Here is a 15998-nt window from a genome sequence, read left to right as displayed (position 1 = left end):
AGAGGCGGACAGGCACATGAGCGACACCCTGCCGGCGAGCCAGACGCCCGACTGGATCGCGGTTGACTGGATCGCGGTCGACTGGGGCACCACCCATCTGAGAGCCTGGGCGATGCGCGGCGACGAGCCGGTGGCCCGCGCCGCCTCGGATGCCGGAATGTCCAGTCTGGACCGCGACGGCTTCGAGCCGGCGCTGCTGGCCCTGGTGACCCGCTGGCTCGGCACCGGCCGGGTGACACCCGTGATTGCCTGCGGCATGGTGGGCAGCCGCCAGGGCTGGGTGGAAGCCCCCTACATGGCCGTGCCCTGCGGCCCGCTCAACGCCGACCACATGGTGCGCGGCACCACGCTGGATCCCAGGATCGCCCTCTGGGTCGTGCCGGGCCTGAAGCAGGACGCGCCGGCCGACGTGATGCGGGGAGAGGAAACGCAGATAGCCGGACTGCTGGCCGGGGATCCGCGCTTCTCCGGCCTTGCCTGCCTGCCGGGGACCCACACCAAGTGGGTCACCGTGCGCGGCGGGGAAGTCCAGAGCTTCTCCACCTTCATGACCGGAGAACTCTACGGTCTGATCGCCGGACACTCGGTGCTGCGCCATGGTCTCGGCGGACAGGACGCCTGGGATCACGCCGCCTTTGCCGAGGCGGTCGCCGAAGCGCTCCACCAGCCGGCCGGACTGGCGGGGGACCTGTTCCGCCTGCGGGCCGAGGGGCTCCTGCACGGCATGGGCGCCGCCGTGGCGCGGGCGAGGCTCTCCGGTCTCCTGATCGGCAACGAGCTGGCCGCCCTCGGCGAGCGGCGCGTCGGCCCCGTCCGGCTGATCGGCGCCTCCAGCCTCAACCGCCTCTACGCCGCAGCACTGGCGATTGCCGGCTGCGAGGCCGCGGAAGCCGGCGGCGACGATCTCACCCTGGCCGGCCTGACGCTGGCCCGCCACACCCTCATGGAAGCCCCCCGGAGACGCGCCTGATGCGCCCGCTCATTGCCATCCTGCGCGGCCTGACGCCCGCAGAAAGCCTGCCCGTCTGCGAAACGCTGATCGACGCAGGCTTTGCCCGGATCGAGGTCCCGCTCAATTCTCCCTCCCCGTTCGACAGCATCGCGGCCATGGTGCGGCAGTTCGGACCCCGCGCCGAGATCGGTGCCGGCACCGTGCTGGACGCGGCCGATGTGGCCCGTCTAGCCGACATCGGCGCGCGACTGGTGGTCTCGCCCAACTGCGATCCGGAGGTGATCCGCGCGACCAAGGCCGCCGGTCTCCTGTCCTTCCCCGGCGTGATGACGCCGACCGAGTGCTTTGCCGCCCTGAAGGCCGGAGCCGACGGGCTCAAGCTGTTTCCGGCCGGATTGCTCGGGGCCGAGGGCGTCAGGGCAATCCGGGCGGTCCTGCCGGCGGGAACGGATCTCTATGCCGTCGGCGGCGCCGGCGCGGACACCTTCGGCCAGTGGCTGAAGGCAGGCATCACCGGCTTCGGCATCGGCACGGCGCTCTACACCCCCGGGCTGCCGGTGGAGGAGGTGGGGCGACGCGCGCGCGCCATGGTGCTCGCCTATGATGCGGCGGCAGCGGCAGGAGACAAGGCATGACTTCGGTTTTCGACGCAACCGTCTGCGAACTGGGCGAAGGGCCGCTGTGGCACCCGCTCCGCCAGCAGCTCTTCTGGTTCGACATCACCGGCCAGACCCTCTACACCCAGACCGGTGACGAGACCCTGGCAACCCGGTTCGACGTCTGCGTCTCGGCGGCGGGATGGATCGACCGGGATCGTCTCCTGATCGCCAGCGCCCGTGACCTGCGCGTCCATGACCTGGCCCGCGGGACCAGCCAGTCGCTGTGTCCGCTGGAGGCCGACAACGCCCTGACCCGGTCAAATGACGGGCGGGCGGACCCGCAGGGCGGGTTCTGGATCGGCACCATGGGCTACAAGGCCGAAGCCGGGGCCGGCGCGATCTATCGCTGGTATCGCGGGGAGTTGCGCCAGCTCTTTGCGCGCATCACCATCACCAACGCGATCTCCTTCACGGGCGACGGCAAGACGGCCTTCTTCACGGATTCCGCCGTCGGCAAGGTCATGCGCGTGGCGCTTGATGCCAGCGGCTGGCCGGCCTCCGACCCGGAGGTGTTTCTCGATCTGGGTGCTGCCGGCCGCGAGCCCGACGGGGCCGTGGTGGACGCGGACGGCCTGCTGTGGATCGCCGAATGGGGCTCCGCCCATGTCGCCGCCTATGCGCCCGACGGCAGTCTTGTGCGGACCGTCCCCTTCGACGCCCCGAACACCACCTGCCCGGCCTTCGGCGGCCCCGACCTCACCACCCTTTACTGCACATCAGCCCGCCAGGGACTGACCGCCCGGGAGCGGGCAGCCCGGCCCCTGTCCGGCATGACCTTCGCAGCCCCCGCCATCGCCCGTGGCCAGCAAGAACATCAGGTGATCCTGTGACCGAACCCGACCGACCCCGTCATCTTGGCGTCTGCTATTATCCGGAACACTGGTCCGAGGACCAATGGGCCGAGGATGCGGCCCGCATGGTCGCCATCGGCCTGACTTATGTGCGCATCGGCGAATTCGCCTGGAGCCGGCTGGAGCCGGAGCCGGGCAAGATGGACTGGGACTGGCTCGATCGCGCCATCGCCGTCCTGGGCGGGGCCGGTCTTCAGGTCGTGCTCGGCACGCCCACGGCAACTCCGCCGCGCTGGATGCTGACCCGGCACTCGGACATGCTGGCCGTCGACGCCCAGGGCCGTCCGCGCGGCTTCGGCTCGCGCCGTCACTACTGCTTCTCGCATCGCGGCTACCGGGAGGACTGCGCGCGCATCGTGACACTGCTGGCCGAGCGGTATGGCCGCAACCCGCATGTGGCTGCCTGGCAGACCGACAACGAATACGGCTGCCATGACACCACCGTCTCCTACTCGCCGTCGGCGCTGACCGCGTTCCGCAACTGGCTGGCGCGCAAGTACCAGTCGCCGCAGGCCCTCAACCGGGCCTGGGGCAACGTGTTCTGGTCGATGGAATACGCAAGCTTCGAGGACATCGGACTGCCCAACCTGACCGTCACCGAGGCAAACCCGGCCCATGTGATGGATTTCCGGCGCTTTGCCTCCGACGAGGTGGTGTCCTTCAACAAGCTGCAGACGGACATCATCCGGCGCTACACCGACGCCCCGATCGCCCACAACTACATGGGGCGCATTGTCGACTTCGACCATTTCGATGTCGGCGCCGATCTCGACATCGCCAGCTGGGACAGTTACCCGCTGGGGTTCCTGTCCGACCGGCTGGAAGCGGACGAGGCGTTCAAGCTGCGCTTCCTGCGCCAGGGCCACCCGGATTTCCAGGCGTTCCATCACGACCTCTACCGCGCCGTCGGGCGGGGGCGCTGGTGGGTGATGGAACAGCAGCCCGGCCCGGTGAACTGGGCGCCCTACAACCCGGATCCCCTGCCCGGCATGGCCCGGCTCTGGGCCTGGGAAGCCTTCGCCCACGGGGCGGAGGCCGTCTGCTACTTCCGCTGGCGCCAGGCTCCCTTCGCGCAGGAACAGATGCACGCCGGCCTGCTGCGGCCCGACAGCGCTCCCGCCCCGGCCTATCATGCCACGGAGCAGGTGGCAGGGGAGCTGAAGGCCATGCCGCTGACCGACATCGCCCCGGCACCGGTGGCGCTGGTCTTCGACTATCCGAGCGCCTGGGCCTGGTCGATCCAGCCGCAGGGCAAGGACTTCGACTACTTCCGCCTCGCCTTTGCCATGTACCGGGGCTTGCGGCAGCTTGGCCTGTCGGTCGACATCCTGCCGGCCAGCGCCCGGGACTTCACCGGCTACGGTCTCGTGCTCGTGCCGGGGCTCTTCACCCTGCCCGAGGGGCTTGCCGCGGCGCTGCAGGCCAGCGGTGCCGAGATCGTCGCCGGCCCCCGGACCAACTCCAAGACGCCGGATTTCTCGATCCCCGTGCCGCTGCCACCGGCCCTGCCCGGCCTCGACTGCCGGATTGCACGGGTCGAAAGCCTTCCCGCTGCAGCGCCCGTGCCGCTTGCAGGCGGCGGGGCCTTCGTCGGCTGGCGCGAGCGTCTGGAGGGGACCGCCGAGACGGTGATCCGGGCCGAGGACGGCACGTCGGCGGTGGTGCGCAGCGGCCGGATGACCTATGTCGGCGGCTGGCCGGACGAGGTGGCGCTGGCCCGCATTCTGGGCGAGGCCGCACACCGCGCCGGCGTAACCGTAACACCGATGCCGGAGGGCGTGCGGCAGCGCGACACGAAAACGCACAGGTTCTACTTCAACTACAACCCGGAACCTGTTGTTTTCAATGGAAATGAACTGCCGGCAGCCGGCGTTCTCTGGACCCCGCGCACGACCTGACCGACGCGCCTGGCCCTGCGGTCAGGCCCCGGCCGGCAACAGGCGTCGCAACAGCGCGAGATCGCGCGCGAGCCGCTCGCGCGCCTCGCGGATGGCGGGCGTGTCGAGCGCATCGGGACGTGCGGCCTGTTCGAGCAGGTAGTCACCGGAGCGCAGCACGTCGCGCCAGCGCGGATTGACCGGCAGCGTCTCGAGCATCAGGTACTTGTCAAGCGTGCGGGTCTGCAGCGACGACTTGTCGAGGCTGACCCGCCAGATGCCGCTGGCCTCGGCGAAGTCGACCTTGCCCTTGCCCGTCAGCTGCTTCCAGAGGGCCAGCACCTCGCCCATGACGGCCACGATCTGCGCGCGGTAGGGATCGGCGCTGACGACATCGAGATCGTCGGCCACGGGACTGGCCAGCGCCGGCAGAGAACTGTCGACCGCATCGCGCACCGATGTCACCAGACCGGGGGCCTCGCGTCCGGCCTCGCTCAGGAGCAGCGCAATGCCGCCGCCTGCATCGGGGAGAAGCGCGAAGGCGTTGAGCACCAGACGGCGGCCGTCGATCTCCGCTTCCACGCGGCGCGTGTCGTCGTCACCGGTCAAGCCCGACAGGGCCGCCAGCGCCACGTCCGGCAGCAGATCCGAGAGGGTGGTCTGGCCGCTGACGGGAGCCTCACCCAGCCAGCGCTCGGCAGCCGGATTGGCAAAGGTGACGACGCCCTTGGGATTGGCGCAGACCAGCCCGTCCTCGAGTGCCTCGAGGAGCTGTCCCATCCGGCGCTGCGACAGGCGCAAGGCATCCTCCACCTGGATGCGGCGCTCGATCTCCTGTTTCAGCTCGCTGTTCTCCTCCGCCCGCCGCTTGGCCCGCGAGGCCTCGAGCAGGGTGGCAATGCGGCTGACCAGCTCGTCCTTGACGAAGGGCTTCACCACATAGTCGTTGGCCCCGACCTCGAAGCCCGCGATCATGTCGCGGGTGCGGCCACGGGCGGTCAGGAGAATGATCGGCAGGTCGAGGAGCGAATACCGGCGTCGCAGATGGCGCGCCACGTCCAGTCCGCTCATGCCGCTCATCATGACATCGAGGACGACGAGATCGGGGTGGTACTCTTCCACCAGCCGCAGCGCGTCCGGGCCATTGTCGCAGTCGATCACCCGGTAGCCCCGCGGCAGCAGCACGTTGCGCAGCACCTGCAGGTTGATCGGCTCGTCATCGACCAGCAGGATCGAGGGCGCGGCGCTGTCGCCTTCCGCAAGCGGGCGGGAGGCCACGGCATCCGGCCCCGCCAGCACCTCATGCAGCTCGGAGCGATTGACCGGCAGCGCGGGCTGGTCGGAGGCCGGCAGGCTGACCGTGAAGGTCGAGCCCTCGCCGAGCGTGCTCTCCACCTCGATGGTGCCCGACATCAGCACGGCGAGGTTGCGGGCGATGGTGAGACCGAGGCCGGTGCCCTCCTGCATGGCGGCGCGCGAGCCGCTGCCGGTGATCTGCTCCAGCGGATGGAAGATGCGCTCCAGGCTGTCGGGCGAGATCCCGGGCCCGAAGTCGCGGATGGCAATGGCCACGCGGGGACCGCGAGGCCCATCGCTGCGGCGGGCGGAAATCTCGATGCGCCCCTCGCCGCCATACTTGACCGCGTTGGTGATGAGATTGAACAGGATCTGCTCGAAGCGCACCGGATCGGCATGCACCGCCGGCACCTCCCCGTCAACATCGACCCGCAGCGTCACCGGCTCGCCCGTGAGCATCGGACGGGCCAGCTGCAGCACGTTGCGCAGGCTCTGGGCCACGTCGAGCGGCTGCAGGTCGAGCCGCATCCGCCCCTCGCGGATACGGTAGATGTCGAGCAGGTCATCGACCAGCCGCGACAGGCGCCGGGCGCTGAGGGCAATGAGGTGCAGCTGGCTTTTCTGGGCCGGGGCGAACTCGCCCATGGCGCCGGCCCCAAGGGTTTCGGAAATGCCGATGATGCCGTTGAGCGGCGTGCGCAACTCGTGCGAGGTGGCGGCGAGGAAGCGGTCCTTCATCCGGTCGGCCTCCTCCAGCTCCGCGTTCTTTTCCTCGATCTGGCGCAGATGCTGCTCCAGCTCGGCATTCTTCTGGCTGATCACCTCGACCTGGTCGCGCAGCGACCGCCGCATCTGGGTCACGGCACGCGACAGGTCGGCGTATTCGAGGGGCCGGTCATACTCCGGCAGCTCCTCGTCCAGTGCCCCGTTGGCGACCATGGTCGCCGACCGCGCCAGACGGCGGATCGGTCCGGTCATCGACCGGGACAGGGCGAGCGCTGCCGGAACCAGCGCGGCAATGGCCGCGATACCGATCAGGAGCAGCGCGTCACGCAGGCGACGCGATGTGGCAAAGGCGCGTGCCTGCTCGGATTCGGCCACCACCAGCCAGCCCGGTGCCGGATCGGTCAGCCGCTTCCAGGCCGACAGGGTCGGCACGCCGATCAGACCCTCCGTCAGGGTTTCGATGCCCTGCGGTGCCCGCATCTGGGCCGGGACGGCCGCCGGGCTCGCCGTGCTGATGCCGGCACCGCGGGTGGCGGCGATGACCTCGCCGCGCGACGAGATCAGGGTCATCACGTTGCTGGCCTGCATCAGCCGCCCCAGTCCCTCGGCCGGCAGACGAAAGAAGATCGTGGCGTTGGACGTGGTGTAGAGGCGCACGTTCATGCCGAGATAGGCCACGAACTGCCCGCTCACCGGATCATGCACGAAGTCGGAGAAGAGCAGCGCCTGGGACTGCGGATTGACCCGCAGCTTGGCGTAGAGCGCGGCCAGCGGCCCGGTCATGTCGTTGAGATCGTGGCCGAGATAGGCGTCCTTGGCGACGGAATAGACCACGCGGCCGCGCGTGTTGACCAGATAGAGGTTGTCGTATTCGGACGCCGCGATGAAATCGGCGAAGGACGGATGGAAGCGGCGATGCGCGTTGGCATATTCCAGCGCCTCGCGCAGCAGGATGTCCTCGCCCACCGGCGCCGGCGGCGGAATGATGGTCGAGCCGCCCGGTTCGACGCCGAACAGCAGGCGCAGCCGGGCGCCGGCCTGTGTCTCGGTCGCCGCCATCTGGCCCATGGCGAAGGAGAACCCGTAAAAGTCGCCCACCGCATAGCGCACGTTGGCGGACTGGCCGATGCTCTCCGCCTCGCGCCGGGCAAAGGTGAGGTATTGCAGCACCTCGCTGCTCTTGGCGTCCCGCGCGAAGGCGACCTGGCGATAGGTCTCCTCGGTGATGTTGCGGTTCACCAGCGCAAAGAACACCCATCCCCCGAGCGCGAGCGGCAGCACGGAAGCCAGGATCAGCGTGATCATGACACGGGTCTGGAAGCCTTGCGGCAGAAAGGGCATCTTGGTGTCGGGCGTTCCCTGATCGGACAAGGTCCCAGCCTATAGCATCACTGGTGTGACAGCACAGCCGGCCGGGCGGGCACCGGAACGCCGGCCAGTTTCGCAAGGCTCGGCAAGCTCCTCGCAAGCTCTTGTTTCAAAAATTTTTTTTCGGCGTTTACCGCTTTCGCCGATGCGGCATCGGGCCCCGATTTTGACGAACTTTACGAAATTTCGGGTGGCTTTGACCCCTGCGGCATGGCGCAAGATGCAATCGCTGCATCGCTGGCGAGGAGCGGTGGAACGACGCAAGGGGACCACGGAGCGGTCATCCCCGTCCTCGGCCGACAGCGGCAGCATGAGCAAAACCGCAGGGGTAACACCGCCTGCCTCGGGAGGATTGAAATGATCAAGTCGCGTCTGGCCGGCATTCTGCTGACGGCCACCGTTCTCGGCTCTGCATCCGGCGCCGCCATGGCAGCCGAGGCCGTGCTGACCGCGCTGCCGGTGCAGCGCACCGCGTGGGTCGAGAACTACAACCCGTTCAACGAGTCGACCCGCCTGCCGTCGATCCAGGACTTCGTGTACGAGCCGCTGGTGATCTTCAACACCCTGAAGAGCGGCGAGCCGAACTTCCGCCTGGCCACGTCCTACGAGTTTTCCGACGACCTGAAGTCGCTGACCTTCAAGCTGCGCGACGGCGTCACCTGGTCCGACGGCGAGGCCTTCACGGCCGACGACGTGGCCTTCACCTTCAACATGGTGCTGAAGACCGCCGCCCTCGACACCCGCTCGATGGCCAAGCTGGTCGAGAGCGTCGAAGTCGTCGATCCGCTGACGGTCAAGTTCAACCTCAAGAAGGTGAACAGCCAGGCCGCCATCGACATCGTCCGCGTTCCGATCGTGGCCGAGCACATCTGGTCGAAGGTTCCCGATCCGGTCGCCTTCACCAACCCGAAGCCGGTCGGCACCGGCCCGCTCACCGATTTCCGCCGCTTCACCGAGCAGGAATACCTGCAGTGCCGCAACCCGAAGTACTGGGACGCCGCCACGCTGAAGGTGGACTGCATGCGCTTCCCGCAGATCGCCAACAACGACCAGGCGCTCGCGGCTGCCGCCCGCGGTGAACTTGACTGGATGGGCTCGTTCCTGCCCGACATCGAGAACACCTATGTCGCCAAGGATCCCGCCAACCACAAGTACTGGCTGCCGGCCGGGTCCTTCGTGATGTTCAACGTCAACCCGGAATCGCCGAACGAGGGCAACCGCGCTGCCTTCTCCGACGTGAACTTCCGCCGCGCCCTGTCGATGGCCCTGGACCGCGAGGCCATGGTCGAGATCGCCGGCTACGGCTACCCGACCATCAACCAGTACCCCTCGGGCCTGGGCCGCGCCTACCACTCCTGGAACAATCCGGCCGTGGACGAGAAGTTCGGCAAGTACATGCAGAACGACGTCGAGGCCTCCAAGGCGCTGCTCGCCGAGCATGGCTACAAGGACACCACCGGCGACGGCTTCGTCGAAGCCCCGAACGGCAAGCCGATCGACTTCAACATCATCGTGCCGAACGGCTGGACCGACTGGGTGAACGCGGCACAGATCGCTGTCGAGGGCCTCAACGCCGTCGGCATCAAGGCCTCCGTCGCCACGCCGGAACAGGCCGTGTGGAACGAGGCCCTGATCAAGGGCACCTACGACATGGCCATGAACTCGGTCTTCGTCGGCCCGACGCCCTACACCCACTTCGACTCGGTGCTGCATGAACGCAACCAGGGCGTGACCCGTTTCGGCGCCGGTCGCTTCCGCAATGCGGAACTGTCCGCTGCCCTCGACGGCTTCGCCCAGACCACCGATCAGGCCAAGCAGAAGGAACTGATCAACAAGGTCCAGATGATCGCAGGCGAAAACCTGCCCGTCATCCCGGTGTTCAACAACCCGCGCTGGTACCAGTACAACACCAAGCGCTTCACCGGCTTCTTCAGCGCCGAAAACCCGGTCGCCAACCCGGTTGTCCATGACAACCAGCCGGAGCGCCTGCTGCATCTCCTCTCCCTGCGTCCGGTCAACTGACCCGATGCGACTTCGGGGCGGCCTCCTCGGCCGCCCCTTTTTTCCCGCGACCGGACAGGCCCGCCACGACCGGCGGCCTCTTCCGTCCTGCGCCCGCTGCGGCGCGGGCAACTGACCGGTCCCGCAGCCCCGGCCCCTCGCCCGGAACGCGACCGCGCACTGGACCTCGCTCATGAACTTTCTGCTGAAACGGCTTGCCTTCTACCTGGTGGCCTTCCTCGTGGCGGCAACCTTCAACTTTCTCATCCCGCGGCTGATGCCGGGGGATCCGACCGACATCATGCTCTCGCATGCCGACGGCACGATCCCGCCGGAAGCCCGCGAGGCCCTCAAGGCAACCTTCGGCTTCATCGACGAGCCGCTGCACATCCAGTACGGCAAGTACCTGTCGAGCATCTTCACCTGGGACTTCGGCACGTCGGTGAAGTTCTTTCCGCTGCCCGTCACCGATGTGCTTCTGACCGCCCTGCCCTGGACCCTGCTCCTGACCGGCAGCGCGCTCGCCGTGTCGTTCTCGATCGGCACGCTGCTCGGCATTCTCGCCGCCTGGCGCCGCGGACAGGGGGTGGACATGGTGCTCTCGCCGCTGGCGCTGGCCATGCAGTCGGTCCCGGCCATGGTGGTGGCACTGACCACGCTCTACATCTTCGCCATCGGCAATCCGATCCTGCCGACCGGCTATGCCTATGACCCGGCGCTCGACCCCGCGGTCTCGCTGACCTTCCTCGGCTCCGTCGCCACGCATGCGATCCTGCCGGTCCTGACCCTCAGTCTCGTCTTCACCGGCGGCTACCTGGTCACCATGCGCAACAACATGATCGGCCAGCTCGGCGAGGATCACGTGCACATGGCCGAGGCGAAGGGGCTCTCGGATGCGCGCGTGCGCTATGCCTATGCCGCCCGCAACGCGCTGCTGCCCTCCGTCACCGCGCTGGCGCTGTCCTTCGGTGCCCTGTTCGGCGGTTCGCTGGTGACGGAAGTGGTGTTCAACTACCCCGGCGTCGGCAACCTGCTCTACCTCGGCATCCTGGCGCGCGACTTCCCGCTGATCCAGGGCCAGCTCCTGATCATGACGCTCGCCATGCTGACGGCGAACTTCACGGTCGACATCGCCTACATCTTCCTTGACCCGCGCCTTCGGAAAGCCTGATGACCGGTTTCCTCACCTCCTTCCTGCGCAATCGCAAGGCAGCCTTCGGTCTCGCCATCGTGCTGCTCTACCTTGCCGTCGCGCTGCTGGCGCCGCTGATTGCGGGCTATGATCCGCTCGCCCGCGTTGCCCGCCCGCACCAGCCCCCGTCCTGGGACCACTGGCTCGGCACCACCCGCATGGGCCGCGACGTGTTCGCCCAGCTCGTCTGGGGCACCCGCACCTCGCTCATGGTCGGCCTCGTCGCCGGCCTGATCGTGACCGTCAACGGCACCATCATCGGCATCACGGCCGCCTATTTCGGCGGCGTCGTGGACGAGATCCTGAACTTCATGACCAACGTGGTGCTCGTGCTGCCGCAGCTGCCGCTGCTGCTGGTGCTCGCCGCCTTCCTCGGTCAGGTCAGCCCCTGGGCAATCGCCCTGATCATCGGCCTGACCTCCTGGGCCTGGGGCGCGCGCGTGACCCGTGCGCAGGCCCTGACGCTGAAGACACGCGACTACATCGAGGCCTCGCGCATGCTGGGTGAGCCCGCCTGGCGGATGATCCTGGTCGAGATGCTGCCGAACCTGCTGTCGATCATCTGCTTCAACTTCATCGGCTCGATCATCTTCACGATCATCACCCAGGCCACGCTCGAGTTCCTCGGCCTCGGCAGCCCGCTGTCGCTGTCCTGGGGCACCATGCTCTACAACGCCCAGACCTCGTCGGCGATCACGGTCGGGGCCTGGTGGGAAATCGCAGCCCCCTGCCTTGCCATCGTCTTCATCGGCGTCGGCCTGTCGATGATGAACTTCGGCGTCGACGAGATCTCCAACCCGCGCCTGCGGACCCTGGGCACCATCGGCAAGGCGCTCAAGCTGCAGCGTGCCCTCGACCGGGAACGCCTGAAGGAGGCCGGCCAATGACCGCAGCACCCCGGACAGATGCTCCTGCCCTCGTCGACGTGCGCGACCTCAAGGTCGACTACCTGACGGGAACGGGCACGTTTACCGCCGTGCGCGGCGTCTCGTTCCAGATCGCCCCGGGCGAGATCCTGGGCCTGGCCGGCGAAAGCGGCTGCGGCAAGAGCACGATCGCCTTCGCCCTGATGCGCCTGCACAAGCCGCCAGCCTTCATCTCGGGCGGGTCGATCCGGTTCGACGGGCGCGACGTGCTGGCGCTGAGCCCGGAAGAGCTGCGCGCCTTCCGCTGGTCGGAAGCCGCAATGGTGTTCCAGAGCGCGATGAACTCGCTCAATCCGGTGCTGACCGTCTTCGAGCAGTTCCACGACATGCTCAAGGCTCACGGCCCGATCAGCAAGGCGGACGCAAGAGCCCGGGCGGCCGAGATGCTGGCCATGGTCGGCATCGCTGCCGACCGTCTCGACAGCTATCCGCACCAGCTCTCGGGCGGCATGCGCCAGCGCGTCGTGCTGGCCCTCGGCCTGACCCTGCGCCCCCGTCTGGTGATCATGGACGAGCCCACGACCGCCCTTGACGTGATCGTGCAGCGGGAAATCCTGCAGCAGGTGGTGGCGCTGAAGGAAAAGCTCGGTTTCTCGGTGCTGTTCATCACCCACGACCTGGCCCTGATGGCGCAGATCGCCGACCGGATCGCCGTCATGCTGCGCGGCGAGATCGTCGAGATCGGCGAAACGGACCAGATGGTCAATGCTCCGCGCCACGACTACACGCGCGCGCTCTGGGAGGCGATGCCGATCCTGAGCGCCCCAGCCGAGAAGGGCCTGGTCCATGGCTGACACCTCCCCGATCCTGACGCTCGAACGCGTTTCCAAGACCTTCGTCACCAAGCCGGTCTTCGGGCCCGCCCGCCGCGTGGAAGCGCTGCGCCGGGTCTCGCTGACCCTCCAGCCGGGCAAGGCCCTGGCGCTGGTCGGCGAGAGCGGGTCCGGCAAGAGCACGGTCGGTCGCCTGATCGTGCGCCATTACGCCCCGACCGAAGGGCGCATCCTGTTTGAAGGCCAGGACATCGAGACGAACCACAGCCGGGCGCTCGAGAAGGCGTATCAGCGCTCGGTGCAGATGGTGTTCCAGGATCCGTTCTCGGCCCTCAATCCGGCCCACACGATCCGCCATCATCTCCTGCGCCCGCTGGCGCTGCACCAGCCGGACCGTGATCCGGAACGGGCGCTCCTCGATCTCCTCGGCGATGTCGAGCTTGATCCGAAATCGACACCGGACAAGTACCCGCACGAGCTGTCCGGCGGCCAGCGCCAGCGCGTCAACTTCGCCCGCGCGCTCGCCGTGAATGCCCGCCTGATCGTGGCCGACGAGCCGACGTCGATGCTCGACGTCTCGATCCGCAAGTCGGTGCTCGGCCTGATGCGGCGGCTGAAGGACGAGCGCGGCCTCGCCCTGCTCTACATCACCCACGACATTGCCACGGCCCAGTATCTGGCCGAGGAAACGGCGGTGATGTTCCGTGGGCAGATCGTCGAGCAGGGGCCGACGGCCAGGGTGGTCGGCGCGCCGCAGCATGCCTACACGCAGCTGCTGCGCTCGGCCGTGCCGGACCCCGCCATCCGCCTCGGCGGCGATGGCCAGAGCTTTGCCGAACAGGCCGCGCAGGTGCGCAAGGACGCCGCCCGCGACGTGACCTCGATGACGATGGCCGGCGACGGGCATTTCTTCGCGCTGCACTGAGGGACCCGTGATGCCAGACCTTCTCGTTCCGCTTTACAGCCTTCCCGCCCCGCCGCCGCTCCCGGACGGGCTGGTGGTGCGCCCTGCCCTGCCGCCGGAACACCATGTGGTGACCGCCTTCGTCGGCAAGCACTTCAGCCCCGGCTGGGTCAGCGAATGCACGGTCGCCCTCGCGGCGCGGCCGGCCCGCCTTCTCGTCGCCATCGAGGCTGGCGAGCTGGCCGGCTTTGCCTGTCATGACGTGACCGCCCGTGGCTTCTTCGGGCCCACCGGCGTCGATCCGGCGCGGCAGGGACGCGGAATTGGCCGCCATTTGCTGCTTCGGGCGCTCGATGCCCTCAAGGCCGACGGCTTTGCCTATGCCGTCATCGGCGCGGCCGGACCGGTCGAGTTCTACGTCAAGACCTGCGGCGCCATCGAGATCCCCAATTCCACACCCGGCATCTATCGCGGCCTGCTGCGCTGATGCATCCGGCCGCGTCGCCCCGGTGCGGCCGCCTCTGAAACCGATTTCCCGTCCGGACATCCCCGCAGGGGCCGGACCCCGCCTCGCAGGACAGCCATGACCAAGTATCATCTCGACGTGATCTGGACCGACACCGCCAACGATGGCCGGGAGCTGGCCGTCACCCTGACCAACCTGTCCGACAGCCCCCTGTCGGGGTTCACGCTGGGGTACACCTCGATCACCCGGACCGTGCGCCCCTCGGTCTGCCAGAACGGCAGCATGGTGCGGCGTCAGGCCAACTACCACGAATACGCCCCGCCGGCCGGGCTGACGCTGGCCCCCGGCGACAGCTGGCGCTTCGTCGAGACCTCGCTCAGCCGCAAGGCCCTGCATTCCAACGACGGCCCGAAGAGTGCCTTCGTGATCCTTGCGGACGGCAGCGCCGAGGCGGTCTCGGTTGCCGACATGCAGATCGCCGGCTTCGAGGCCGCCCGCGCCGAGCGCTCGAACTTCACGCTCGGCGTCCTGCCGCAGCCGGCCAGCGTCGCCGTCGCGTCCTGGATGGCCAGGGCCCCGGTGCACCTGAAGCTTGAGGGCGGGTCGGTCACCGAGAAGCGCGTGGTCGGCGGCGTCAACGCCCTCGCCCGCCGTCTCTTCACGCTGCGCGCCAATCCCTTCGTGTTCGTGGCCCCCGAAGGCGCCGTCGCCCTGCGCCTCGCCGCAAGTGCAACGCTTGCCGCGGAAGCCTATCAGATCGACTTCAACGGGTCGGACATTGTCCTGACCTATGGCACCGAGCTCGGCCTTCGCCACGGTCTCGTGACCCTGGCACAGGCCATGATGGCCGCGCGCGAGGACAGCGGGCAGTTCGCCTTCCCCTTCGCCGGCCGGATCGAGGATGCCCCCCGCCATGGCTGGCGCGGGTCGCATCTCGACGTGTCGCGGCAGGTCTATCCGCTTGCCGACGTGCTGCGCTTCGTCGATCTCCTGGCCTGGCACAAGCTCAACCGCTTCCACTGGCACCTGACGGACGACGAGGGCTGGCGGCTCGAGATCAAGCGCCTGCCGCAGCTGACCGCAACCGGCGCCCACACCGGGCTGGACCGGCCGATCCTGCCGCAGCTCGGTCATGGCCCCTTCGGACATGGCATATTCTACACCCAGGAGGAGGCCCGCGCCGTGGTTGCCCACGGCCGCGCGGTCGGCGTTGAAGTGATGCCGGAAGTCGACCTTCCGGGCCATTGCGCCGCCGCGATTGCCTCGCTGCCGGAGCTGGTCGATCCCGACGAGCCGGAGAGCTACTGGTCGATCCAGGGCTATGGCAACAACGCGCTCAACCCGGCCCTCGACGCCACCTGGACCTTCACCCGGACGGTTCTGGAAGAACTGCTGGCCGTGTTCCCCTTCGAGGTCATCCATGTCGGCGGCGACGAGGTGGCCCCCGAAGCCTGGCTGCAGTCGCCGAAGGCGCAGGAACTGATGGCGCGCGAGCGCATCAACGGCACCGATGGCCTGCAGGCGCATTACCTGAAGCGCGTGCATGCCTTCCTTTCCGCACAGGGCCGCATCACCGGTGGCTGGGAAGAGGTCGCCCATGGCGGCGGCGTGTCGCCGGAGCGCAGCCTCCTGTTCGCCTGGACCCTCAGGGAGAAGACGGCCGAGCTGGCTGCCCTCGGCTATGACGTGGTCTCCTCCCCCGGCCAGACCTATTACCTCGACATGGTTCAGGCGGGTGACTGGAACGAGCCGGGCGCAAGCTGGGCCGGCATCACGCCGGTCGAGACCTCCTACGGCTACGAGGCCCAGGGCGACGATCCGCATCTGGCCCTGCGGCTGAAGGGCATCCAGGCCTGCATCTGGAGCGAGCACATCACCTCGCGCGAGCGCTTCAACCACCAGGTCTTCCCGCGCCTGTCGGCAATTGCCGAAGCGGCCTGGACCCCGGAAGCGATGAAGGACTTCGCCCGCTTCAGCACCGTCGCGCCGCTGATGCCGAAGGCCTGA

Annotated in this window: 12 protein-coding genes; 11 read left to right on the top strand and 1 reads right to left on the bottom strand. The window is 68.1% G+C overall.

Annotation, left to right across the window (positions count from 1 at the left end):
* Positions 1–16: 16 nt before the first annotated feature.
* Genes GWI72_RS04790 through GWI72_RS04775 form a run of 4 tightly spaced genes read left to right on the top strand, consistent with a single transcriptional unit; the run spans position 17 to position 4360 of the window.
* Complete coding sequence (locus GWI72_RS04790) at positions 17–970, top strand: 2-dehydro-3-deoxygalactonokinase (RefSeq protein ID WP_161707988.1); 954 nt, start codon at positions 17–19, stop codon at positions 968–970.
* Positions 970–1587: a 2-dehydro-3-deoxy-6-phosphogalactonate aldolase gene (locus GWI72_RS04785; protein ID WP_209000053.1), complete on the top strand. Its 618-nt coding sequence runs from the start codon at positions 970–972 to the stop codon at positions 1585–1587. Before GWI72_RS04790 ends, GWI72_RS04785 begins: the two co-directional genes overlap by 1 nt.
* On the top strand, positions 1584–2441 hold the full coding sequence (locus GWI72_RS04780) for an SMP-30/gluconolactonase/LRE family protein (protein WP_161675895.1): 858 nt from the start codon (positions 1584–1586) through the stop codon (positions 2439–2441). The genes GWI72_RS04785 and GWI72_RS04780 overlap by 4 nt, the downstream gene beginning before the upstream one ends.
* The gene (locus tag GWI72_RS04775; RefSeq protein ID WP_348272640.1) at positions 2438–4360 is read left to right on the top strand and encodes a beta-galactosidase; all 1923 of its coding nucleotides are present in this window, start codon (positions 2438–2440) and stop codon (positions 4358–4360) included. Before GWI72_RS04780 ends, GWI72_RS04775 begins: the two co-directional genes overlap by 4 nt.
* Before the next feature lie 21 nt (positions 4361–4381).
* On the opposite strand, the gene GWI72_RS04770 is transcribed toward GWI72_RS04775, so the two are convergent.
* Complete coding sequence (locus GWI72_RS04770; RefSeq protein ID WP_244314203.1) at positions 4382–7732, bottom strand: response regulator; 3351 nt, start codon at positions 7730–7732, stop codon at positions 4382–4384.
* Positions 7733–8086: 354 nt separating this feature from the next.
* Between GWI72_RS04770 and GWI72_RS04765 the strand changes: the two genes are divergently transcribed.
* The 7 genes from GWI72_RS04765 to GWI72_RS04735 all read left to right on the top strand — a co-directional run bounded on the left by GWI72_RS04765 (position 8087) and on the right by GWI72_RS04735 (position 15998).
* On the top strand, positions 8087–9751 hold the full coding sequence (locus GWI72_RS04765) for an ABC transporter substrate-binding protein (protein ID WP_161707987.1): 1665 nt from the start codon (positions 8087–8089) through the stop codon (positions 9749–9751).
* Positions 9752–9923: 172 nt separating this feature from the next.
* Positions 9924–10901 (top strand): ABC transporter permease, encoded by a 978-nt coding sequence (locus GWI72_RS04760; RefSeq protein WP_161675893.1) that lies wholly within the window; start codon positions 9924–9926, stop codon positions 10899–10901.
* On the top strand, positions 10901–11809 hold the full coding sequence (locus GWI72_RS04755) for an ABC transporter permease (protein ID WP_161675892.1): 909 nt from the start codon (positions 10901–10903) through the stop codon (positions 11807–11809). The genes GWI72_RS04760 and GWI72_RS04755 overlap by 1 nt, the downstream gene beginning before the upstream one ends.
* A complete protein-coding gene (locus GWI72_RS04750; protein WP_161675891.1) occupies positions 11806–12642 on the top strand; it encodes an ABC transporter ATP-binding protein in 837 nt (278 codons plus the stop codon). The genes GWI72_RS04755 and GWI72_RS04750 overlap by 4 nt, the downstream gene beginning before the upstream one ends.
* Positions 12635–13546, top strand: a complete 912-nt coding sequence (locus GWI72_RS04745; protein WP_161707986.1) for an ABC transporter ATP-binding protein — start codon at positions 12635–12637, stop codon at positions 13544–13546. The genes GWI72_RS04750 and GWI72_RS04745 overlap by 8 nt, the downstream gene beginning before the upstream one ends.
* Before the next feature lie 10 nt (positions 13547–13556).
* Positions 13557–14012, top strand: a complete 456-nt coding sequence (locus GWI72_RS04740) for a GNAT family N-acetyltransferase (RefSeq protein ID WP_161675889.1) — start codon at positions 13557–13559, stop codon at positions 14010–14012.
* A 96-nt stretch (positions 14013–14108) separates the two neighbouring features.
* A complete protein-coding gene (locus GWI72_RS04735; protein WP_161707985.1) occupies positions 14109–15998 on the top strand; it encodes a beta-N-acetylhexosaminidase in 1890 nt (629 codons plus the stop codon).

It is taken from the genome of Pannonibacter sp. XCT-53 (assembly GCF_009915765.1).
Taxonomy (GTDB): domain Bacteria; phylum Pseudomonadota; class Alphaproteobacteria; order Rhizobiales; family Stappiaceae; genus Pannonibacter; species Pannonibacter tanglangensis.
The sequence above is the reverse complement of the archived record's forward strand: the minus strand, read 5'-3'. Positions and strand labels throughout refer to the sequence as shown.

Bases quoted from the DNA above. Each gene is read 5' to 3' on its own strand.
- GWI72_RS04790 (WP_161707988.1), top strand. From the start codon at position 17: ATGAGCGACACCCTGCCGGCGAGCCAGACGCCCGACTGGATCGCGGTT.
- GWI72_RS04785 (WP_209000053.1), top strand. From the start codon at position 970: ATGCGCCCGCTCATTGCCATCCTGCGCGGCCTGACGCCCGCAGAAAGC.
- GWI72_RS04780 (WP_161675895.1), top strand. From the start codon at position 1,584: ATGACTTCGGTTTTCGACGCAACCGTCTGCGAACTGGGCGAAGGGCCG.
- GWI72_RS04765 (WP_161707987.1), top strand. From the start codon at position 8,087: ATGATCAAGTCGCGTCTGGCCGGCATTCTGCTGACGGCCACCGTTCTC.
- GWI72_RS04760 (WP_161675893.1), top strand. From the start codon at position 9,924: ATGAACTTTCTGCTGAAACGGCTTGCCTTCTACCTGGTGGCCTTCCTC.
- GWI72_RS04755 (WP_161675892.1), top strand. From the start codon at position 10,901: ATGACCGGTTTCCTCACCTCCTTCCTGCGCAATCGCAAGGCAGCCTTC.
- GWI72_RS04750 (WP_161675891.1), top strand. From the start codon at position 11,806: ATGACCGCAGCACCCCGGACAGATGCTCCTGCCCTCGTCGACGTGCGC.
- GWI72_RS04745 (WP_161707986.1), top strand. From the start codon at position 12,635: ATGGCTGACACCTCCCCGATCCTGACGCTCGAACGCGTTTCCAAGACC.
- GWI72_RS04740 (WP_161675889.1), top strand. From the start codon at position 13,557: ATGCCAGACCTTCTCGTTCCGCTTTACAGCCTTCCCGCCCCGCCGCCG.
- GWI72_RS04735 (WP_161707985.1), top strand. From the start codon at position 14,109: ATGACCAAGTATCATCTCGACGTGATCTGGACCGACACCGCCAACGAT.